The 20812-nt window shown below is 70.6% G+C and carries 18 protein-coding genes; 11 read left to right on the forward strand and 7 right to left on the reverse strand.

The window, feature by feature from the left end:
• Positions 1-173 precede the first annotated feature (173 nt).
• The 7 genes from ACLJT4_RS12890 (at position 174) to ACLJT4_RS12920 (ending at position 9326) form a co-directional block, all read left to right on the forward strand.
• Positions 174-3434, forward strand: coding sequence for a non-ribosomal peptide synthetase (locus ACLJT4_RS12890; protein ID WP_411122438.1), 3261 nt, complete (start codon positions 174-176; stop codon positions 3432-3434).
• 49 nt (positions 3435-3483) lie between these two features.
• Complete coding sequence (locus tag ACLJT4_RS12895) at positions 3484-4491, forward strand: TauD/TfdA family dioxygenase (protein WP_411122439.1); 1008 nt, start codon at positions 3484-3486, stop codon at positions 4489-4491.
• Positions 4488-5573: a 2,3-diaminopropionate biosynthesis protein SbnB gene (gene sbnB / locus ACLJT4_RS12900; protein WP_411122440.1), complete on the forward strand. Its 1086-nt coding sequence runs from the start codon at positions 4488-4490 to the stop codon at positions 5571-5573. The genes ACLJT4_RS12895 and sbnB overlap by 4 nt, the downstream gene beginning before the upstream one ends.
• Before the next feature lie 36 nt (positions 5574-5609).
• On the forward strand, positions 5610-6593 hold the full coding sequence (gene sbnA / locus ACLJT4_RS12905; protein ID WP_411122441.1) for a 2,3-diaminopropionate biosynthesis protein SbnA: 984 nt from the start codon (positions 5610-5612) through the stop codon (positions 6591-6593).
• Positions 6594-6956: 363 nt separating this feature from the next.
• Positions 6957-7379, forward strand: coding sequence for a hypothetical protein (locus ACLJT4_RS12910; RefSeq protein ID WP_411122442.1), 423 nt, complete (start codon positions 6957-6959; stop codon positions 7377-7379).
• Between the two features lie 130 nt (positions 7380-7509).
• Entirely contained in the window at positions 7510-8520 is a 1011-nt protein-coding gene (add, locus tag ACLJT4_RS12915; RefSeq protein WP_411122443.1) for an adenosine deaminase, read from the forward strand.
• 50 nt (positions 8521-8570) lie between these two features.
• Positions 8571-9326 (forward strand): GntR family transcriptional regulator, encoded by a 756-nt coding sequence (locus ACLJT4_RS12920; RefSeq protein WP_411122444.1) that lies wholly within the window; start codon positions 8571-8573, stop codon positions 9324-9326.
• Between the two features lie 173 nt (positions 9327-9499).
• Here ACLJT4_RS12920 and ACLJT4_RS12925 read toward each other — a convergent pair whose 3' ends face one another.
• The 3 genes from ACLJT4_RS12925 to ACLJT4_RS12935 all read right to left on the reverse strand — a co-directional run bounded on the left by ACLJT4_RS12925 (position 9500) and on the right by ACLJT4_RS12935 (position 12389).
• Positions 9500-9739, reverse strand: coding sequence for a hypothetical protein (locus ACLJT4_RS12925; RefSeq protein WP_411122821.1), 240 nt, complete (start codon positions 9737-9739; stop codon positions 9500-9502).
• A 94-nt stretch (positions 9740-9833) separates the two neighbouring features.
• Positions 9834-10976, reverse strand: a complete 1143-nt coding sequence (locus ACLJT4_RS12930) for an acyltransferase family protein (protein WP_411122445.1) — start codon at positions 10974-10976, stop codon at positions 9834-9836.
• Positions 10977-11963: 987 nt separating this feature from the next.
• The gene (locus ACLJT4_RS12935; protein ID WP_411122446.1) at positions 11964-12389 is read right to left on the reverse strand and encodes a pyridoxamine 5'-phosphate oxidase family protein; all 426 of its coding nucleotides are present in this window, start codon (positions 12387-12389) and stop codon (positions 11964-11966) included.
• Positions 12390-12794: 405 nt separating this feature from the next.
• Here ACLJT4_RS12935 and ACLJT4_RS12940 point away from each other — a divergent pair, with 405 nt between their 5' ends.
• On the forward strand, positions 12795-13004 hold the full coding sequence (locus ACLJT4_RS12940; protein WP_016573557.1) for a hypothetical protein: 210 nt from the start codon (positions 12795-12797) through the stop codon (positions 13002-13004).
• A gap of 633 nt (positions 13005-13637) precedes the next feature.
• Here the strand turns inward: ACLJT4_RS12940 and ACLJT4_RS12945 are convergent.
• Both ACLJT4_RS12945 and ACLJT4_RS12950 read right to left on the reverse strand, forming a co-directional pair.
• On the reverse strand, positions 13638-14414 hold the full coding sequence (locus ACLJT4_RS12945; protein ID WP_411122447.1) for a hypothetical protein: 777 nt from the start codon (positions 14412-14414) through the stop codon (positions 13638-13640).
• A gap of 247 nt (positions 14415-14661) precedes the next feature.
• Positions 14662-14847 carry a hypothetical protein gene (locus tag ACLJT4_RS12950; RefSeq protein ID WP_411122448.1) on the reverse strand — a complete coding sequence of 62 codons (186 nt, stop codon included), beginning with the start codon at positions 14845-14847 and terminating at the stop codon, positions 14662-14664.
• Between the two features lie 243 nt (positions 14848-15090).
• Between ACLJT4_RS12950 and ACLJT4_RS12955 the strand changes: the two genes are divergently transcribed.
• The 3 genes from ACLJT4_RS12955 (at position 15091) to ACLJT4_RS12965 (ending at position 17411) form a co-directional block, all read left to right on the forward strand.
• Positions 15091-15543 carry a VOC family protein gene (locus tag ACLJT4_RS12955; RefSeq protein WP_411122449.1) on the forward strand — a complete coding sequence of 151 codons (453 nt, stop codon included), beginning with the start codon at positions 15091-15093 and terminating at the stop codon, positions 15541-15543.
• 202 nt (positions 15544-15745) lie between these two features.
• Positions 15746-16894, forward strand: a complete 1149-nt coding sequence (locus ACLJT4_RS12960) for a methyltransferase (protein ID WP_411122450.1) — start codon at positions 15746-15748, stop codon at positions 16892-16894.
• 292 nt (positions 16895-17186) lie between these two features.
• Positions 17187-17411 carry a hypothetical protein gene (locus ACLJT4_RS12965; RefSeq protein ID WP_020931191.1) on the forward strand — a complete coding sequence of 75 codons (225 nt, stop codon included), beginning with the start codon at positions 17187-17189 and terminating at the stop codon, positions 17409-17411.
• A gap of 103 nt (positions 17412-17514) precedes the next feature.
• Here the strand turns inward: ACLJT4_RS12965 and ACLJT4_RS12970 are convergent, their stop codons facing one another.
• Together ACLJT4_RS12970 and ACLJT4_RS12975 are read right to left on the reverse strand one after the other, a co-directional pair.
• Positions 17515-18465, reverse strand: a complete 951-nt coding sequence (locus tag ACLJT4_RS12970) for a hypothetical protein (protein ID WP_411122451.1) — start codon at positions 18463-18465, stop codon at positions 17515-17517.
• A gap of 247 nt (positions 18466-18712) precedes the next feature.
• Complete coding sequence (locus ACLJT4_RS12975; protein WP_411122452.1) at positions 18713-20797, reverse strand: DUF2264 domain-containing protein; 2085 nt, start codon at positions 20795-20797, stop codon at positions 18713-18715.
• Positions 20798-20812: the final 15 nt, after the last annotated feature.

Below are 20812 nucleotides of genomic sequence, written 5' to 3' on the forward strand. Positions count from 1 at the left end.
CGTCACAGCGCCCCCGCACACCACGGCACGACCGATCCCCGGCACGCACCGGGCGGACGAGGTACCCCCTGCGACCGACCGGACCGCCAGCCGCACCCACCACCGCCGGCCGCCACGGCCAACGCCCATCAGCGCCGTCATCCCGGCGAGCAGAGAAACCCGAGGGAAGATCCATGGGAAATCCGAAGGATGCCGGCCGCGAGCACTGGCTGAGAGTGCTCACCGCCGGCGGGTACACCGCGATCCCGCGGTGGACACCCGATCCGGCCGTCGGCGAGGCCGCGTACGAACTGTCCCTCCCCGACGGCCTGGTGGCGCGGCTGCGGCAGCAGACCGTCGGCCTGGACGTACGCCTGGATGCGGCACTGCTGGCCGCCCACGCCAAAGTCCTCGCCGCGCTCTCCGGAGAGCAGGCGGTGGTCACCGGCTACCTCCCCGCCGACGGCGGCACGGCACTGCCCTGCCGGGTCTCCACCGCCCGCAGCACCTGGCACGAGCTGATGCAGGACTCCGCCTGGGCAGCCGCCGAGCTCCTGTCCCACCGAAGTTTCCCGCTGGACGCCCTCCGAGACGAACTCGGCCTGGAACAACCAGCGTTCGAGACCGAGTTGGACCTTTCCGGGACCGCCGAAGAGCTGGCCGAGAGCACCGTGCTCAGGGTGGCCGTACTGCGGCACGAAGGACGGATCACGCTGCGTCTGCGCTACCGGACCGAGGCGCTCGACGCGAAGTTCGCCGCCCGCATCGCGGGCTACCACCTCACCGCGCTCGCACGCTTCGCGGCGGATCCCGGCGCCGAGCACGCGGCGCAGAGCCTGCTGTCCACGGCCGAACGTGACTTCCAGCTCGAAGCGCTCGCCGGGCCCCAGTTGGACCTGCCGGACCGCCGGTTCCACGAGCTGTTCGAGGAGCGGGTGCGCCGCCATCCGGATGCCGTAGCCGCCGTGCACGACGGCCGGCAGTGGACCTACCAGGAGCTCAACGCCCGCGCCAATCGCCTCGGGCGGGCCCTGCTGGCCGAGGGGCTGACCCGCGAGGGCGTGGTGGCCGTCGTCACCGAACGCAATCTGGACTGGATGTCCGCCGTGCTGGCCGTCTTCAAGGCCGGCGGCGTCTACCTCCCCATCGAGCCGCACTTCCCACCCGAGCGCATCACCGCCATGCTGACCCGAGCCGCATGCGACCTCGTGCTGACCGAACCGGGGAGCACGGCCACCCTCGACCAGGCACTGACCGACCTGCCCGCCACCCGCGCGCTCGGCATCGACGCCGTCCTGGGCGCTGACGACGTCGGCATCGACGACGTCGACGACCTGGGCGTCGAGGTCGCCGCGGACCAACTCGCCTACATCTACTTCACCAGCGGCTCCACCGGCGAGCCCAAGGGCGCGATGTGCGAGCACGCGGGCTTCCTCAACCACCTCTACGCCAAGATCGGTGACGTGGGGATCGCCGAAGGCGGCGTCGTCGCCCAAACCGCACCCCAGTGCTTCGACATCTCCCTGTGGCAACTGGTCTGCGCGCTCCTGGTCGGCGGACGAACCCACCTGGTCGAGCAGCAGGTGATCCTCGACGTCCCCCGCTTCGTCGACACCCTCGCCGCGGGACGCATCACCGTCCTCCAAGTCGTCCCCTCCTACCTCGAAGCCCTCCTGACCCACCTCGAACTCCACCCCCGCCGCCTTCCGGACCTGCGGTGCGTCTCGGTCACCGGCGAGGAACTCAAGACGGAGCTCGCCCAGCGCTGGTTCACCGCGCTGCCGGACATCAGGCTGGTCAACGCCTACGGCCTGACGGAGACCTCCGACGACACCAACCACGAGGTCATGGACCGGGCACCGGACGGCGGTCGGGTCCCGCTCGGGCCGTGCGTGAACAACGTGCGCGTCTACGTCGTCGACGACACCCTGGAACCGGTGCCACTGGGCGCCCCGGGCCAGATCGTCTTCTCCGGTGTCTGCGTCGGCCGCGGCTACGTCAACGACCCCGAACGCACCCGATCGGCCTTCCTGGACGATCCGCACTACCCGGGGCAACGGCTCTACAAGGGGGGCGACTACGGCCGTTGGCTGCCCGGTGCCCGGCTGGAATTCCTCGGACGCCGCGACGCCCAGGTCAAGATCCGAGGCTTCCGGATCGAGATCGGCGACATCGAGAACGCCCTGCTGCGGGCGCCCGGCATCCGTGACGGTGCCGTCACGGTCGCCGGCGACGAACAACGCAAGCGCCTGGTGGCCTTCTACAGCGGCCCACGCCCCCTGGAGACCGAGGCCCTACGGCAGCAGCTGGCGCAGTCACTGCCCCCGTACATGGTGCCCGATGCCTTCCACTGGCGTGAGCACCTGCCGTTGACCGCCAACGGCAAGATCGACAAGAAGGCGCTCACCGCGCTCGCCGCCCACCCCGAGACCGCCGACAACTACCGCGCACCGCGCACCTCCACGGAACGGCGACTGGCCCAGGCATGGGCGAGGGTCCTCGGCGTGCCAGCGGGCCGCATCGGGCGGCGCGACCACTTCTTCGAACTCGGCGGAACCTCCCTGTCGGCCGTCAAACTGGCGATCGCCCTCGACCGTGCGGTCTCCCTCAAAGACCTCACCCACCATCCGGTCCTCGCCGACCTGGCCGAACTGCTCGACGGCTACCGTGAGCCCCACCGCGGGCTGCTCCACACCCTCGCCGAACCGGCAGGCGACCCCACCGGGCACCTGGTGTGCTTCCCCTACGCCGGCGGCAACGCGGTCAACTTCCAACCCGTGGCCAGGGCGCTCCAGACCAGCGGACTGGCGGTCCACGCCGTCGAACTGCCCGGCCACGACCTGACCACCGACCCCGAACCCTTCGCAGCACGGGAAGACGTGGTCGAGCGGGTCGTCACGGAGATCACCCGGCGCGGGCTGACCAAGATCCTGCTGTGGGGCCACTCCTCAGGCACCGCGTACGCGCTGGCGGCCGCGCAACTGCTCCAGGCCCGACAGGTACCCGTCCAACAGGTCTACCTCAGCGCCCAGTTGCCCGGTGACGCCGCCGGCCGACGCGCCGCCGCCGACGCGCTCACCGCCCGGACCGACGCGGAGATCGCCAAGGAGCTGAGCGCGGACGGCGGCCACGGCGCACTGGGCGACTTGGACCCGCAGCGCGCCGCCCGCGCCGCTGCCGCCTACCGGCACGACGCGCTCTGCGCCCACCACTACTTCGCCGACCTCCTCGACCACCCCCCGAGGGAGCGGCTGACCGCCCCCCTCACCGTGATCGTCGCCGACGACGACCCGACCACCGCGGACGCCGCGCACCGCCACGACGCGTGGCGGCTCCTTGCCGACCACGTCGAGCTGCACCAACTTTCCGACGGGGGCCACTACTTCCCCCGCACCCGCCCCGCCGAGACGGCACAGGCCGTACTGCGTACGGTCCGCCCGCCCATGCCGGCGTGAAGGCGCGTACCGAGCCGGAAGCAACACCGGGAGAGAAGAGGAACCACTGATGTCTTCGTCACCGCCGCAAGCCGCCGCGTACGAGGTGCCCGCCCGGCCCGGCAGGCCGCCGATGCTGCTGGCGGAGTCCGCCACCGACCCGGTGGTCTGGGTGGTCCAGCACCGTGCGGCGCTGCGTGCCACCGTCACCGAGCACGGCTCCGTCCTGGTGCGGGGCCTGGGCCTGCGCGACGCGGCCGGGGCCGCCGCGGCCTTCCGGGTGCTGTCCCCGCACCTGATGGCCGACAAGGAGAGTTTCGCTCCGCGCCAGACGTACGCGGTGGGGGTCTACTCCTCGTCGAAGTGGCCGCAGAACCAGCCGATGTGCATGCACCACGAACTCAGCTACGCCCTGGAACTGCCGGGCCTGATGCTCTTCGCCTGCCTGAGTGCGCCGGACCGCGGCGGGGTGACCGGGTTGGCGGACGCCGCGGCCGTCTTGGACGCGCTCCCCCGCAGGTTGGTCAAGCGGTTCGAGCGGCAGGGATGGCTGCTGACCCGCACCTACAACGACGAGATCGGTGCTTCCGTCGCCGAGGCGTTCGGCACCGACGACCGTGCCACCGTCGAACGGTACTGCCGGGCCAACGCCATCGCGTTCGAGTGGCAGCCCGACGGCGGACTGCGGACGCGCCAACGGCGCAGTGCCGTCGTACGCCACCCCGTCACCGGTCGGCGCTGCTGGTTCAACCAGATCGCCTTCCTCAACGAGTGGACGATCGCGCCGGAGATCCACGAATACCTGGTGGACGTCTACGGCCCCGAGGGGCTGCCGTTCAACACCTTCTTCGGCAACGGCGACCCGATCGACGCCGACGTCGTCCAACTCCTCAACACCGTCTACGAGAACCACACCGTGCGCGAGCCGTGGCAGGCCGGGGATCTGATGCTCGTGGACAACATCCGCACCGCGCACAGCAGGGAGCCCTTCGAGGGCTCACGCGAGATCGTCGTCGCGATGACCGACCCGGTGCACCTGTCCGACTGCTCGCCGACCATCGAGGTGACCGTCAAGTGACCACCACTCGTCCCGCCACTCCCCAGCAGCAGGCGTCCACCGACAGGACGGCGCCGCCTACCGTCCCCCCGTTCGCGGTGATCTCCGGAGCCCAGGTCCAGCGCGCTCTGGCAGGCCGCCAGCGCGAGATCGTCGACCTGGTCGAGGCCACCTACCGGCTGCACGGCGCCGGCCAGTCGGTCAACCCGCCCTCGTACTTCCTGCGCTTCCCCGACCGGCCCACCTCCCGCATCATCGCGCTGCCCGCCTCCCTCGGCGGCCAGTCACCGGTCGACGGCCTGAAATGGATCTCCAGCTTCCCCACCAACGTGGCAGCCGGCATCCCCCGCGCTTCGGCGGTCCTCATCCTCAACGACCACGAGACCGGCTACCCCTTCGCCTGCCTGGAAAGCTCCATCATCAGCGCCACCAGGACCGCGGCGTCCGCGGCGCTCGCCGCCGACCGACTCAGCCGCGGCCGACCGCGTCCCCGCAGCATCGGCTTCTTCGGCACCGGCCTGATCGCCCGCTACATCCACACCTTCCTGACCGGCACCGGCTGGGAGTTCGACCAGGTCGCCCTGCACGACCTGTCCCCCGACAGCACCGCCGGATTCCGCACCTATCTCGACCAGTCCGCCGACAACACGCCGTCGATCACCGTGGTCGACAGCGCCGAGGAGCTCATCCGCCGCAGCGAGCTGGTGGTCTTCGCCACCATCGCCGGACGCCCCCACGTCAGTGACGCCTCCTGGTTCGACCACCACCCGCTGGTCCTGCACGTCTCACTGCGCGACCTCGACCCCGAGATCATCCTCACCTCGACCAACATCGTCGACGACGTCGAACACTGCCTGAAGGCCGACACCTCGCCCCACCTGGCCGAACAGCAGTCCGGCGGCCGGGACTTCCTCACCGGCACACTCGACGACGTACTGACCGGACGGGTGACGGTACCGGCCGACCGGACGGTGGTGTTCTCACCGTTCGGACTCGGGGTGCTGGACCTCGCGGTGGGCAAGCACGTCTACGACGAGGCGGCCCGCTCGGGCCAGTTGCACGTCGTCGACGACTTCTTCCACGAGCTACGCCGCTACGGCTGAACGGACAGCAGCACTGCCACCGATCAGAGGGGCATCATGACCATCATCTCCGTTCCCACGGACTTCAACGAAGAGGACCTGTACGTCGATCTCCGACCGATCGTCCAGCACTCCCTCTTCCTGAAGTGCGAGGGGTTCAACTTCGCCGGGTCGATCAAGCTCAAGGCGGCCACCGAAATGGTGGAGGCCGCAGAATGGATCGGAGTCCTCAAACCCGGATCCATCCTGGTCGAGTCCTCCTCCGGAAACCTCGGCGCGGCCCTGAGCCTCATAGCCGCCAGCAAGGGCTACGGCTTCCTGTGCGTGACCGACTCCCGATGCAACCTGTCCGCCCGACGGTTCATGGAGGCCATGGGCAGCCGCGTGCACATCATCTCCGAACCGGCAGCCGAAGGCGGCCTGCTCGGCGCCCGCATCGCCCACGTCCAGGCACTCTGCGCATCCGACGACCGATACGTGTGGCTCAACCAGTACACCAACACCGACAACTGGAAGGCCCACTACCGCACCACCGCACCGGCCATCGCGCGCCGCTTCCCCCAACTGGACGTCCTGTTCGTCGGAGCCGGCACCACCGGAACCCTCATGGGCTGCGCCCGCTACTTCCGCACACTGCACCGACAGGTGCGGATCGTCGCGGTCGACAGCGCCGGCTCCGTGACGTTCGGCGGCAGACCGGGCCGACGCATGATCCCCGGTCTGGGCACCAGCGTCCGCCCCGCGCTCTTGGACGAGTCGTACGTGCACGAGGTGGTCCACGTCGAAGAACCGGACACCATCAGAGCCTGCCACCGCCTGGCCAGACGCGGGTTCCTCTTCGGCGGCTCCACCGGCACGGTGGTCAGCGGAGCCACCCAGTGGCTGAGCCGGCACGAAGACCAGGACCTCACCGCCGTAGCCATCGCACCGGACCTCGGCGAGCGCTACCTCGACACCATCTACCAAACCAACTGGCTGCACGACCTGTACGGCGAGGACGTGCTCAACCCCGACGAACTCGCCACGGACCTGACGGCCTGACCCCACCTCGCGCATCGCCGCCGGCCCCGTCACGGACTGGCTCGTGCGGCCCGAGGACTCGCCCTGCTCTCGACGTCCCTGACGACCACCAGCGGTACCTCACGTCACCGTCGTGGAGAGGACGCCGGAGACCCGACCAAGGAGACGACACGATGAAGAGCGGGACGTGAGCCCGCACGCCACGGGCCGATCACCGGCTCTCGCGACGCCAGCCACCCGTAGGCGACCAGTGAGCGCGGACGCATGGACAGCACGGCACCTTGCCGGTCGGTGGCGTGCGCCGCCGCTGCACCTGACGCAGCGACAGACAGCGCTGCGAACCACAGTCCTCGTCGTCGGCCACCACGCCGGGAGTGATGCCGTATGAGCCGCCGTTGTACGTCGATCGACCGCGCCGCTCGGGTGGTGGCGGCGGCGCTGTGCCTGGCCATCGCCTGGGTACACGTAGAGGACCAGGGCGGAATCCCCGGTGACGAGACGCCGCACTACATCGCCGTCGCCTACTACCTTCTCGAAGGTGGCAGCGTCGTCTGCGCCGGGCTGCTACTTGCCGGATTGCGCACCGGACGGTACGCGGACGTGTGGCTGCTCGCCTCATGGGTCGCGAACGGCCCGCTGCTGGGAAACGTCCTCGCGCGGATCCCCAACATCCCCGATTACGGCACCGACGACAGCTACTGGACCGATCCCCCGGGAGTCGAAAGCATCGTCGCCGAAGTCGCCCTGCTCATGCTCTCCCTCACGATGACGCTCCGAGCGTCCCGGCCCCGGCCGCTCTCCTCCTGACCGGCGGACTCCGCAGCGATCCCATGGGCCTCGGGCCCACATGGTTACGGGCGTGAAGGCTTCCGTTCGTCAATCTGTATGGTTCACAGTACAAAGCATCTGTACTGTGAACCATACAGATTGGGGGATCATGGAAATCGACGAATGGATCCAGCGGCTGCCGAAGGTGGAGCTGCACGTGCATCTTGAGGGTTCGCTGCGGCCCGCGACGCTGTTCGCGTTGGCGGCGCGCAACGGCGTCCCCTTGCGGGCGCGCAGCGCGCAAGAGCTCACCGAGCTGTACCAGTTCGGCAGCTTCGAGGACTTCGGCCGGCTCTTCATGACGGGGCTGAAGGTGTTGCGCAGTGCGGAGGACTTCGCGGACGCCACGGTCGCGCTCGCCGCGGAACTCGCCGCGCAGAACGTCCGCTACGCGGAGGTCACCACCTCCCCGATGGGCCACCACCACCGCGGCATCGCACTGGCGGAGTACGCCGCGGGGCTCGACGAAGGACGTCGACGCGCCCGTGCGGACCATGGCGTGGAGATCGGCTGGATCTGCGACATCGTCCGCAACATGGAAGACCCCGACTCCCACCACACCGTCGACTTCCTGTTGGGCCCGGACGCTCCCGCAGCAGTCGTCGGACTGGGACTGGGCGGCGTCGAACACGGCTTCCCGCCCGAGCTGTTCGCCTCCTCGTTCGCCAAGGCCAAGGCCAGCGGACTGGCTTCGCTCCCGCACGCCGGAGAGACCGCCGGCCCTTCCAGCATCTGGGGAGCCTTGCGGGTGCTCAAGGCCGATCGCATCGGACACGGCATCCGCTGCCTGGACGACCCGGCCCTGGTCGCCCACCTCGCCGAGGAACGGATCCCCCTGGAGGTGGCACCCACCTCCAATGTGGCCCTGTGCCTGGTGAAGGACGCGGAGAGCCACGTCCTGGGCGAACTGGCCCGCGCGGGACTGGCGGTGACGCTCAACACCGACGACCCCGCCTACTTCCAGACCACGCTCAACGACGAGCTGCGGACCGCTCACGACGTGCACGCATTCTCCCGCCAGGCATTGCTGGACGCCCAGACCACCGCACTGCGCGCCTCCTACGCACCGGCCGGGATCAAAACCGCCGTGGCCCGCGAACTCCAGCAGACCCACCCATGAGCGACTTCGCCGCGACCGCGGTCAGCACCGGCTAGAAAGAGGAACCCACCGTGGCACGCCCCCCAGGACCAGAACGCCCGTTGTACGTGCGCATCGCGATGTCGCTCAAGGCCCGCATCCTGGCCGGGCACTACCCTCCCGGCAAGCGGCTGCCCAGCGAGGACGATCTCGCCGGCGCCATGGCGGCCAGCCGCGGCACCGTTCGCCAGGCACTGGCCGAACTGCGCGACGCGGGGTACGTCGTCAGCCGTCGCGGCTCGGGCAGCTACGTCGCCGACCCGCTGCCCATCGAACCGCTGTCCCCACAGTCGGGGCCGGTCTACACCGGCTTCCTCGATGACTTGGACAACGAAGCCCACCACGTCCGCGAACGCACCCGCGTCCAGGACACCCTCCACGCCGACCACGCCCTGGCCGCACGCTTGAAGATCCCGGTGGGGGCACCCGTCGTGCGCTACCGCGCCACCAGGCTCCGCGACGACATCCCCTACGGCATCGCGACGGACATCGTCCCCCAGGCCGTCGCCGACCGCATCACCACCGACGTACTCGCGGCGAGCCCCACCCTCGTCGACGCACTGACACTGGCACGACGACAGGTCGCCGAGAGCCTGCAACGCGTCGAACCCACCCTGCTGGACGCCGAGGACGCCCAACGATGCGGAGCATCCCCCGGCGACCCCGCACTGGCCATCACCGGCATCGCCTACGACGCCGACCACGTCCCCGTCAACGCCTACACCCTGACCGTCATCAAGGGCTACGGCATCGGCCTCCACCTCACCCGCGTGCAACCAACGGCATGAACTCCGAAGCCATCGGCGCGGGAAGCCGAAGGGCACCGTTCGTCCGACGGCTTGACGCTGGTGCCCCGCGCGGCCGAGACGGAAGCCTCTGTGGAGGAGCAACTCGCCCGCCCCGGGCTGACCCCGTTCGCCCAGGTGCGGGGCGGATCAGGGCGTGACCGGGCGGACGGCACTCACAGCCACCGCTGTGCCGCCTCGAAGCTGTCCCCGCCTCCGGTGTTGAACGCGATGGCGGCCTGGGGTGCATGGCGGCGGATCAGGTTCACGATCTGTTCGAAGAGCGGCAGCAGCTGCTCGGTCTTGCGGATCCCGCCGCCGACCCCGTTGGCGTCAGGCTCCTCCCCTTCTCGGGAGTCGGAAGCGGTCGGAGGCAGTCGGAACCGGACCGGAGGGGGCGCGGTCAGGGTGACCACGCCCCCCTTTTCGCCGTGGCCGGCGTGCCTGCCCTCAGCCGGCCGGTGCCCGCAGGTGCCGGTCAGCGGGCTCGGGTCAGCTGACCGGCGATCGTCAACTGGCCGGCGTGGGCGGCCGGTCGACCACGTCGCTCCGCTCGCTCACGGGGCCGGGAGCGGGGACTAGCGGCACTGCCTGGGGCTGCGGACGGCGGCGCGGGCGGGACCATCGCTTCACCATCGGCAGCTCCACGGTCCGGTACAGGATCCAGGCGAGGACGAGGGTGAGGGCCAACCAGCCGGTGGCGCGCAGGAGCGCCTCACCGGTGTCCCACTGCTGTCGGCTGCCGTACTTGGCGGGGCCGACGGGCCCGACGACGAGTTGCAGCATGTAGAAGGCGAACGAGATCTCTCCCAGCCACACCATTGTGCGGCCGCCCAGCGGACTGGTTCTGCCCTCCGCGTCGGCGTACGCCCAGCTCGCGACGGTCAGGCCGAGCGGGACGAGCACCGGCAGCACCACACCGTGGGTGGTGGGAATCCACAGGGACAGCAGGTAGCCGGGGATCAGGGTGAGAGCGGCGACCCACCGGTTCACGGGAATCCAGCGGCCCGTCATGACGATCCGCGCCAGCAGGATGCCCAGGCCGAACTCGAAGAGGCGACTGACCGGGACGAAGTAGACGATCCAGAACTGGAGCCAGCCGTACTTCAGCGACGGCACGGCCATATGGGGAAGCAGCGTCTCGGCGGCCGTGGCGACCAGCAGTGCGCCGAGCACCATGGCGCCGGCCCACCACCACAGGCGCTCCGGGCGGATCCTCTTGACCAGGCCTATCAGCACGGGGAAGCAGAGGTAGAAGACGAGCTCGACGGAGAGCGACCAGGCCGGGCTGTTGACGCCGTTGAGGACGAGGGGATCCGGCACCCAGGTCTGGACGAGGAACAACCCGGGCAGGAACTGACCGGCCGTCAGGGCCTGTCCGGCAGCCAGGCCCAGCAGCAGCGCGGCGACCCAGGTGACGAAGTGCATCGGGTAGATCTTCGTCAACCGGCGGCGCCAGAACCGGCCCGGGCGGTCGCCGTCCCGGGCGGACCAGGTGAGCACGAACCCGCTGAGGAGGAAGAAGAAGGACACCCCGAGGCTGCCGAACATGCCGAGGTAGGTGCTGAGCCCCTTGTTCAGGCTCTGGTCGGTGAACATCCAGGCCGCTGACACATGGGCGATGAAGACCAACAGCGCTGCGACGAACCGCATACCGGTCAGTGAAGGGAGCGCTCTACTGCGTTGGGGAGGGCTTGCGTCCAACATGTGCGGATCCTCTCGGAGAGGTTGGGGATCGGGGAGTAACGAGCAGGCAGCACGTCACTCCCCGACGGCGGCGGTCGCGCCGTCCGCCGCCAGGTCACCCAACTCCCGGCGGACTCCCGGTCGGTCACCCGGCCCCACGCCAACGTGCCCCAGGCAGGCGTCGACGGCCTGCCTAACCGTCGAGGGGAGGCCGATGCGCAGGCAACACCGCGGACCGCCCGCGGGGATGACGGGGGAGGTGACAGAAGAGATGACCGGGCGAACACCGGCACCGGCGTGAGCCATGCCTGGTGGGGGAACTCGCTGACGACGCGGGCCGGGACGACCCCCACCTCCCACGTCGTGCAGTCGCTCTCGTCGCCATCGTCCGAAACACGTCCGGTGGTCAGCGAGATCGTCATGCGGCGAAGTAACACACAGGCCGAAAGTGATCGCCACCGAATTTACCGCGGAATGAGGCGGGTTGGGGCCCGGATCGCACGATTCGACGGTCCGCCGCGCCCACGGCGGTGTCTCCGCGAACGCCAGCCCCGCGCCGGACCAGTGCGAACGACGTCGGCGACGGCGAGGGGACCGCACCGGAACCGGGTCGGGGCGGTGCGCCGTCCGCACTGCCGCGACGTCCGGTGCCGGCACGGCGCCCGCGCGCCGAACGGCGCGATCGGATCGGGTGGTTTCCGGACACCGGCGCAGGCACGCAAGACGGCAGCGCAGCCCGCCTGGACGCCGCGACGCACGGCCGGATGCACCATGGGAGGGAGGAGCGACCGTCGCGGCTCGCGACGGCGCCGGCACCGCGCCGTCCGGGCCTCCGCCGCGGCCTGTGGTACGTGCACCGTCACGGCGCGGCGGAGTCCCAGACAGCTCAGGCGGGGCGGCGCGGGGTGGAGGCCGCGGTCGGTGCGCCACGGCCGGGGTGACGCTGCCGGCGGCTCAGAAGGCTCCCAGGTCGGCCGACACCCAGTGCTCCGGCTGCATGTAGAGGGCGATGTGCTCGCCGAGATGGGTCCGGTCGTATTCGACGAACGCGCCGACCTCGTCCGGCGGGAGGTATCGCGCCGCCATGTCCCACGAGCGCTGGGGGCTGTCCGGGGCCGTCCTGGTCAGCGGGCCCTCCACGGACACGTAGCGCACCGTCGGTTCGGTCCGCTGCACCATCAGGCTGAAGCGTCCCGCGGTCCGGATCGCCCGCGCCTTGCGCGAATCGGGCCCGGTACGCACCCACAGCTCGCCGCCCGGCGTGTAGTGGTACCAGATCGGCACCGTCAGCGGTGCGCGGTCCGGCCGTTCGACCACGGAGAGCGCCCCGACGTGGGGTTCTGCCAGAAACCGCTCCCGTTCCTGCCGTGCGAGTGTCATGTGACCGACCCTAGTTGCGCGGGCGCCTTCCGGCACCCGTTCCCGGAACGGCCCGCCCCCGGCATTCGAACGCGGCGGCAACCGCACCACGGTGCCGGGGTCCCCAGCCGTCGCACGACCGGGCCGCGTCTCGCCGCATTTCTACGAAAGGACGCGGTCGTGGCGTGAGCTCCGCATATGAGCAATTACCGCACGCGCGGCGATCGTTGATCAATCCCAGAGCTTGCTTGAATTTGACCTTCCGCTTAAAAAACTGGCGTGTGCAATACGTGAAGGCTCTGGAATTTCGTTCTCGATACCACGATCGAGCGTGCAATCTAGTGCGTGGCGGGAGTCGCTCAAGGGTTCCGCCGCAGTGCGGCACGCATTGCACGCCACCATGAAGGAAGAAGGACGCTCATCATCATGAGCAACACCTCCGGCATTGAGACCCGCGAGATAGCCGACGACGACCTCGACAACGTCGCGGGTGGTCTCTCCGTCAGCGGCTCCCTGAATGGCCTGACCGCCAACTTCGCCCCGGGCCCGAACGGCATTCCGATCCTGACCGGCGGCTCCATCAAGTCGGTCAGCCTCACCGTCTCGGACATCCCCCTGGGCCCGATCGGCGGCTGACTCACCACCTGCGGCTGAGATGCGACTCTCGCTGGGTACTCAGCCGACGGGCCCGGAGACCACCCCGAGGTGATGTGGGGTAATTCGGGACCCAATGCGGCGTCGGCCTTCAAGACCTCGATGGGGTCTTGAAGGCCGACGTCGTCGTATGCGTCGCCGAGTCCGCGCAGCCCGGCGCGGCGTGCAGGCGAAGGTGCGGCACCGCGGCTGCCCGTCCCTGAACTCCGAGACGCGGCGCCGGTATCGACACAGCCGTCACGCAGCGAAGAAAGCATGCGGAAGAAGGGTCCGACGGTCGGCTCGGAAACGTTGCGAGAATTTCAACTCCGAGCAGTCCGACAGCGAACCGGGCGCGATTTCCCCATCGTAGATGACCACGCCCATCCAACGACGTGGACACAATCCTCACACCGGAATCGCTGCAACCGTCCCCTTATTGCATTCCCAGACCGAGAAAGCATCTGATGTCGTCGTCGCGATGCGCCGCCGAAATGAGTGGGGACAATTGATCGGCAGGTTCCGGTGGAACCTGCCGGATTTCTCAGCCGTGACACCGAACCCGTTGCACAGCCACTGCGCAAGGAACGCTCGGGCACGTCCTACTGGAAGGAAGGACGGGCGGACGGACGGAACTCAGTTGTCGACGTACTTACGCAACACGGACTGGTAGTCGGCGAATTCGGGCTCGGTGTGGAGCTGGTCGGTGCCCCGCTTGAGATAGACCATTCCCGGGCAGTTGGGTTGCCGGCTGCCCAGCAGCTTCTCGCTGCCGATCTTCTTGCCGGTCCTGGCTTCGTACACCGTGACGTCGTACACGCCGCGGTACAGCTTGATGGTGTCCGTGGTGAACTTGCAGTCGGTCAGGAACTCGCCCTCGTCGGGAGCGTCCAGACAGGCGATGAGCTGCACCCGGTGCGGGTCGAGGCCGTTCCCACTCCAGTAGTCCGCCGTGCCGGAGGTCGGGGAGGCCGGGTGCGAAGAGCCGGACTCACTGATCGTGAACATCGCGACGGGGTGCGGACCCGCACCGGTGTGCTCGGCGGTCTGGGGGAAGTACTTGCGGGCGATGCCGCTGCCGCAGCCCGTGTCCAGGTCGGAGACGCGGCTGAGCGCCTTGTCGTTGGCCTTCGGTTCGCACATCACCCAGTAGACGCCGTAGCCGACGGCCAACACCGTGACCACCGCGGTCGCCCGCAGGAGCAGGGTCCGCTGCCCGCGCTGCTGCGCCCCCGCGCCCCGGGCGGACGTGCCGCCGGCCCGGCGCCTGGTCGCCACGGCGTACCCGACGTACAGCACCGGGGCGGCCGCCACCACGACGAACAACAGGCCCACCAGGGGATTTCCGCCCTTGAAGGCGATCACCGAGAAGAGCACGGCGATGCCGACGAGCAGAACCATCAGCTTGGCCATGGACACACCTTTCCTTGGGGCCCGCAACGGGCCCACCCCACGGACGACGAAGAACCCGCCTCGTCGATGCGACGTTGAAGCCGCCACCGGAACTCAACAGCCTGTTGCAGGACAGCGGTCGGGGCGGTCGAGACTGTTACGGACCCACCCCGCCCCGGGCCGCCGACAAGCTGTCCCTCGACGGACGGGTACGGCGACGACCGGCGCGCCGACTCCCGTCGTCCGCGCCGCCGTCGTCAACCGTCCGTCACTGCTGCCGAAGGCCGGTCGGGTCCGATCCGCCGGCGTCCGGGCGCGCGTCACGGCGAGCCTGCGCGGCCGCTTCCTCCCGGGCCGCGCGGCGCCTGCGGGCGGCGGTGCCGAGGGCACCGGCCAGGAAGATGAGTCCACCGGCGAGGGCACCGGAAACCAGCTTGTGCAACAGATCGTCCATCGGGGCCCCGTTCGTTCCTTCATTACGCGCGCGTCTCCGGACAGGAGCCGCGGACACGGCTGTGCGACCGCGTGTCCCGCAGGTCGCTGCACCACTGTCGCGGACGGCGTTGAAATGCCGATGAAAGATCGATGAAGGGGGTGGGCGGGGTGCCCGGCGTCGACGAACGGCGGGCGATCCGTGCCGGCTCCGCCACCCTCCCGCGGGGCGAGCACCGGACATGGCTGTCATATAACTACTCCCATGGCATTGAGCTGGAAACTGGTCATCGACAGCAGGAACGCAGCCGCCCTCGCGGACTTCTGGGCCGCCGCGCTGGAGTACGAAGTGGAGGATCCCAGCGCGCTCATCGAGCAACTGCTCGCCGCCGACCGCATCGGTAGGGAAGCGGTCGCGGAGCACCACGGCCGCGTGACCTTCCGCGGTTATGCCGCGGTCCGTCACCCCGACGACCCGTTCGACGAGACGAGCGGCATCGGCCGCGGGCGACGGCTGCTCTTCCAGGACGTGCCCGAGGACAAGGTCGGCAAGAACCGTCTGCACCTCGACGTCCATGGCGCAGCGGGCGGCCTCGAAGCGCTGGTGGCACGGCTGGAGGGTCTGGGGGCGACGCGGGTCCGCGAGGTGGACCGGGGGCCGGCCGGGCACTGGTGGATCATGCGGGACCCGGAGGGCAACGAGTTCTGCGCCGCCTAGGGCGCGGGGGCGGGCCAGTCGCGGCGCTGCGTCGCCTGCCGCCTCCGGCGGCCGGGTCAGCGGGGTGGTGACGGTCGTCCGCCGTGTTCGGAAGGTCCCGGGTGACGTGGTGCTTCAGCGAGATCGTCGAGGGGCATCCTCACCGTCGGGCGGGCAGTCAACCGGGACCGCCCAGCAGCAGCGCTACGACCGGACCCCGTTCATGCAGGAGGACTTCGTGCGGCAGGACGAGAGCAACCACCACGGCGAGGACGGCGCGGCCGGGGCGTTAGGCGAGGCGGCGGCCGACCGGACCGGAGACGGGGCGGGCAGCGGCGGGACGGGCTCCGCGGTCCCCGATGCCGAGGCCCGTTCCCGTCGTTCCGCCGGTTTCCTGATCGACGAGGCCCTCGGTTTCCTCTACCCCGCCGCCCTCCGCGCGGCAGCCGACGTGAAGGTCGCCGATCACCTCGTCGACGGCCCCCGCTCGCCCGCCGACCTCGCCGCCGCGACCGGCACCCACGCCGCCAACCTGTACCGGGTCCTCCGACTCCTGGCCACCCGGGGCGTGGTGGCGGAGGACGACCAGGGCCGGTTCGCGCTGACGGAGGCCGGCCAGGCACTCCGCAGCGACGCCCCGTACTCCGCCCGCACCGCCATCCTGATGCTGACCGACCGGACCATGTGGCTGCCGGGCAACGAGATGAGCCGCTGCCTGACCGAGGACACCTCCGCGTTCGACGGCATCTTCGGCATGCCGTTCTTCGACTACTTCGCCCAGGACGAGCGCACCGCCGCCGTCTTCCACGTCGGCATGGCCGCGATGTCCGACGCGGAGAACGCGCCCATCGCCGCCTCCTACGACTTCCCGGCCTCCGGCACGGTCGTCGACGTGGGCGGCGGTCACGGCGGTCTGCTGCTGGAGGTGCTGCGCCATCACCGGGGGTTGGACGGCGTCCTCTACGACCAGTCGCACGTCCTGGCGGGACACCGGCTGGCCGCCGAGGAAGCGGTGGCGGGGCGGTGGGCGCTGGCGGACGGCGACTTCTTCACCGACGTGCCGCCCGGTGACGTCTACCTGATCAAGCGGATCCTGCATGACTGGGACGACGAGCGCAGTGCGGCCATCCTCGCCAACTGCCGGCGGGCGCTGCGGCCGGGGGGCCGGGTCCTGATCGTCGACGCGGTGGTGCCGCCGGGCAACGCGCCGCACCAGGCCAAGGCACTGGACCTGATGATGATGGCCTCGCTCGTCGGCCGCGAACGCAGCGAGGCGGACTTCGCCGCGCTCTTCGAAGCGACGGGCCTGCGCCTGTCCCGCGTGGTGCCGACGCCCACGGTGCTCTCCGTGGTGGAAGCGGTGGTCGCCTGACGGGGCGCGTACGCGGGTGCGTTGCGGACCCGAACGGCGGCCCGGTCGCCGTCGAGGCCGATGAGGTAGTTGGAGCCGAGGTGCTGCGTCCGCTCGAACTTCGCCATGGTGGCGCGTTCGGTTGGCCAACGCCCGCCCGTTCGGCGGCGGTTGACCACAACCTAGAACCTCAATCGCGCTTGAGGTAAAGCCCTCTGCCTGACGGTCGTGGCGAAGCGGCGGAGCACGGCGGTACCTTTCCCCTGCTCCTGCTGCCCGGCGGGAGACGAGAGGGGAAGGAACGGAGGTGCGCATGCTGTTCTCGCGCAAGGCGGGGAGTTCGGAGCGCGGGCTCGGGTTCGATCTGGTGCGGCGTGGCTACGACTGTGCGCAGGTCGACGCGTACGTCGAGGGCCTGTCCCAGGCAGCGGTGCCCGTCGGACCTCCCGCGTTCGACGTGGCGCGCCGGGGCTACGACCGGCAGCAGGTCGACGCCCACGTCGCGGAGCTGCTGGCGGGCCGGGGCTCGGGAGCCTAGCCCGCCGGCGAACGGGTCCGCTCCCGTCCTACCCGGCGACCGCCGCACACCTGTGGGAGCTCTCCGCAAGGCTGCCGTGCACCGCGTGGGCCGGGCCGCTCGTTCAGTCGTCCTCGCGGGCGCGGGCGTAGTGGTGGGAGAACCGTTCCAACGGGTCCCCCTCGGCGTTCCACGGCCAGGGGGTGGCCTGGCCACCGGTGACGCGCAGGGTGTGCGCGGCCTCGCTCGGGCGGGCGGCCTTGATGAGCGCGTAGGCGAGCAGGTTCAGGTCGGCGAGTGCCTGGGCGTGGCCGAGGTACCCGGGGTCGGGCCAGTGGTGCGCCGCGTGGTCGAGGGCGGCCACCGCGTCGTGGCGGCGCCAGAACTCGCCCGCGCCGAGGGCGGCCACCCCTCCGGGGCCCATGTTCCGCTGGTGGTTGCGGACGAGGGCGGTGAGTTCCAGGCCGGCCGCGGGGGCGTTCGGGGGCATCGCGGAGCGCACGGTGTCGAGCAGGTCCAACACCTGGCTGCTGGAACCGCATTCGTCCGGCGAGAGGTAGCCCAGCGCCTGGAGGTGGGCCTCCCGGTTCCAGGGGTCGCGGGCCTTGATCTCGCGCCAGATCGCCGCCAGTTCGGCGGACGGGCTCCGTTCCAGGCGGAGCGTGGCCAGGTGGACGGTCCAGGGCGTGGGGTCGGCGGGCAGGAGCTCGGCCGCGCGTCGGCAGGTCTCCCGGGTGGCGTCGAGATCGATGCTGGCGCCCTGCTGGCTGGCTTGCAGCACGTTGGACCAGGCTTCCAGCAGCAGGGCGGCCTGGTTGTGCGGGTTGTGCTGCCGCCAGATTCCGGGCAGGGCCCGTCCCGCGGCCGCGGCGAGCACGCGCAGGCGGTGTGACTTGCGGTCCCAGTCCTCTCCGGCCTCGTCGAGCACCTCGGCCATCAGGGCCATGACGGGCGTGTCGAGCGAGCCCCGGTCCCAACACGTCAGGACGCGCCGCCGGACCCGCCCCAGGGCGGCATCGTCGAGTTCGGGGAGCAAACGGGGACGGCTGCCTTTGCGGCGTCTGAAGACGGGCATTCCGCGGTGGCCTTCCGGATGAGGTGGGGACGGGACGGAGTCCCGGCATCGTACGGGCGTCGGCCGGCCGCGCAACCCGCCGCCCGCACTCCGAGACGCACCCGACACTCAGGCCCATCCGTTTCCGATCCCGGAACATCCTCGTCCTGAACCTTCACCCACCTGGACCCCATTTTCAACCAGCTTGTCAGATACTTGTCATTTATTGGGAGATTCTGTGCCTGATGGGCGGCTCGGCTCGGCCCTGTCACCGACCCGGGCCAGGCACGAGCACGGGCTCCTCCCCCGGCGAGAGCCGGGCGTAGCGCACCGGTCCGGTCAACGGCACCCCGTCGACGACCGGTGACTGCGGGACGGGCCCGCCGAGGGCGACGAAGACCCGGGTGCCGTCGGGGAAGACCGCGGTGACGGCGGCCCCTTCGACCGCGCACCGCATCCGCGGTGGTGCCGCCTCCCCGCCCCGGCCGGTGAGGCCGATCAGGGCCACGTGCACGGTCCGCTCCGCCGCGCGCCGGCCGGTCGCGTAGGGGACGGCCGCGTGCCGGCCGAACGCGCTGGTCCCCTGCGCGGTCGCCACGGCCAGCTCGTCATGACCGGCCAGGGAGACGAACGTGCTGGTCAGACCGTCGTCGGTGGTGGCTTCCGCCAGGTGGCCGGCGGTCCGGCACCGGGGTGGCCGCTCCCCCGCGACCTGCCAGCCGCTGTCGTGCAAGGGCAGGCGGCGGGTCGCCTCGACCAGGTGCACGCGCAGTTCGTACGCGCCCCAGACCACGCTCGCGGTCTCGATCCGGGCAGCGGTGTCCGCCTGGCCCGGCCAGACCGGTCGGTGCCAGGACGCGGCGTAGCGGTCCTGGACGTGCAGGCGGTGGATGCGGGTGCGGCGGGACAGGCCGAGTTGGGGGTGGACGAGGGCGGCGTGGTTGTCGGACTGGAGGCGGTGGCTGGCGTCCTGGGCGTGGTGCGGGCCGGTCGCGGTGGAGTAGGCGAAGCGTGCGTAGTGGGGATCCCCGTCCGCGCGCGCCGGAGCGTAGCCGCCGCGCACGGCCCCGCCCGGTGCGCGACCGCCGCTCGCCTGGTCGACCGTCGCGTGGTTGTCGCTGCCGTGGTTGACGAGGCGGACGAGGCCGTCCGCGCGGGTCGCCGAGAGCACGAAGCCCGGGGCGGGCAGCGCCCGCACCTGATCGGCCCGCTCCACCGGCAGCGGTTCCTCCGGTCGGGTCCAGCAGGGGTGGTCGGCGGGCAGGAGGAGGCCGAGGAATGCCTTGCCGAGCCAGTACGGGGACGCCGGCCCGGAGTAGTCCTGCACCAGGGGCGGGAACGGTCCGAACCAACCAAGGGTGGCGACCCCGTTCCGGTCGCGGAAGCCCCGGTCGACGAAGTGCCGTAGCGCACCGCTGGCGAGTCGTCGGGTCTGGCCCGGACTGAGGGGAGTGGCGTCGACCAGTGCCCCCATCCACGGAGCGGTCGCCGCCGCGAACCGGTAGATCAGGGACCGCCCTTGGTGCACGGGGGCCCCGTCGGCGCCGAAGAACAGCGCGTAGTCCGCGAGGAACCGCCGCAGCCGCGCGGCGAACACCGCCAGCCGGCCGGCCCGCCGCCCGGTGCCCTCCCCGGCCATCAGGGCCCACAGGAGGGGGTAGGTGTGCAGCGCCCAGCTGTTGTAGTGGTCGAAGTTGTCCGCGGTGCGGGCGTCCCCGCCGTCGCGGTACCAGCCGTCGCCGACGTAGAACTCCTCGATGCGCGCGAGGTCGCCTGCCATCACGGCCCGGTCGTGGGGAGCCCCGACGCCAGCCAGGAACTCCCCCACGATGACCCGGAACATATGCCAGTTGTTGTCGGGTATCCGCAGTCCCCAGACACCCTGCAACCAGTCGACGATCCGTTCCCGGACCGCGTCGGGCAGCTGGTCCCACAGCCACGGCCGGGTGAGGTGGAGACCGACCGCGAGGGAGCACGCCTCGACGAGCGTCTGCCGGCACTCCTGGGCGAGGGCCGGCCAGGCTTCGGGGTGCCCGGGGTCGGTGCCGGCGTCGAGGCCCTCGGCGTAGGACCGGAGCAGACCGGCGGGCGCGGCACCGCCACAGCCCGCGGTGCGGAACGCCAACAGCAGGAACGTCCGTGCGAATCCTTCGAGTTGGTCGGAGTCGGTGCCCGAGACGGAGGGGCGTCCGGGCAGCGCGATGCGGGCGCCGGACGGCGAGGCGAACCGGTGCACGTCCGTCAGCAGCCGGTCGGCGAGGGCCAGCCAGTGAGCGCGACCGTATCCGGTGTAGGGGGAGAGCGTGCGGTCCTCGGGCGGCAGTGCCGGGACGTTCCGGCGCGTGGGCTGCATGGTCCTCCTTGGGGC

The organism is Streptomyces sp. x-19 (genome assembly GCF_046549115.1).
Taxonomy (GTDB): Bacteria; Actinomycetota; Actinomycetes; order Streptomycetales; family Streptomycetaceae; genus Streptomyces; species Streptomyces albulus_C.

What these genes read in the sequence shown, in the direction of transcription:
- ACLJT4_RS12910 (WP_411122442.1), top strand. Translation starts at nt 6,957, where the DNA reads ATGAGCCGCCGTTGTACGTCGATCGACCGCGCCGCTCGGGTGGTGGCG.
- ACLJT4_RS12940 (WP_016573557.1), top strand. Translation starts at nt 12,795, where the DNA reads ATGAGCAACACCTCCGGCATTGAGACCCGCGAGATAGCCGACGACGAC.
- add (WP_411122443.1), top strand. Translation starts at nt 7,510, where the DNA reads ATGGAAATCGACGAATGGATCCAGCGGCTGCCGAAGGTGGAGCTGCAC.
- ACLJT4_RS12895 (WP_411122439.1), top strand. Translation starts at nt 3,484, where the DNA reads ATGTCTTCGTCACCGCCGCAAGCCGCCGCGTACGAGGTGCCCGCCCGG.
- ACLJT4_RS12965 (WP_020931191.1), top strand. Translation starts at nt 17,187, where the DNA reads ATGCTGTTCTCGCGCAAGGCGGGGAGTTCGGAGCGCGGGCTCGGGTTC.
- sbnA (WP_411122441.1), top strand. Translation starts at nt 5,610, where the DNA reads ATGACCATCATCTCCGTTCCCACGGACTTCAACGAAGAGGACCTGTAC.
- ACLJT4_RS12975 (WP_411122452.1), bottom strand. Translation starts at nt 20,797, where the DNA reads ATGCAGCCCACGCGCCGGAACGTCCCGGCACTGCCGCCCGAGGACCGC.
- ACLJT4_RS12970 (WP_411122451.1), bottom strand. Translation starts at nt 18,465, where the DNA reads ATGCCCGTCTTCAGACGCCGCAAAGGCAGCCGTCCCCGTTTGCTCCCC.
- ACLJT4_RS12945 (WP_411122447.1), bottom strand. Translation starts at nt 14,414, where the DNA reads ATGGCCAAGCTGATGGTTCTGCTCGTCGGCATCGCCGTGCTCTTCTCG.
- ACLJT4_RS12960 (WP_411122450.1), top strand. Translation starts at nt 15,746, where the DNA reads ATGCAGGAGGACTTCGTGCGGCAGGACGAGAGCAACCACCACGGCGAG.
- ACLJT4_RS12935 (WP_411122446.1), bottom strand. Translation starts at nt 12,389, where the DNA reads ATGACACTCGCACGGCAGGAACGGGAGCGGTTTCTGGCAGAACCCCAC.
- ACLJT4_RS12955 (WP_411122449.1), top strand. Translation starts at nt 15,091, where the DNA reads ATGGCATTGAGCTGGAAACTGGTCATCGACAGCAGGAACGCAGCCGCC.
- ACLJT4_RS12950 (WP_411122448.1), bottom strand. Translation starts at nt 14,847, where the DNA reads ATGGACGATCTGTTGCACAAGCTGGTTTCCGGTGCCCTCGCCGGTGGA.
- ACLJT4_RS12930 (WP_411122445.1), bottom strand. Translation starts at nt 10,976, where the DNA reads ATGCGGTTCGTCGCAGCGCTGTTGGTCTTCATCGCCCATGTGTCAGCG.
- ACLJT4_RS12890 (WP_411122438.1), top strand. Translation starts at nt 174, where the DNA reads ATGGGAAATCCGAAGGATGCCGGCCGCGAGCACTGGCTGAGAGTGCTC.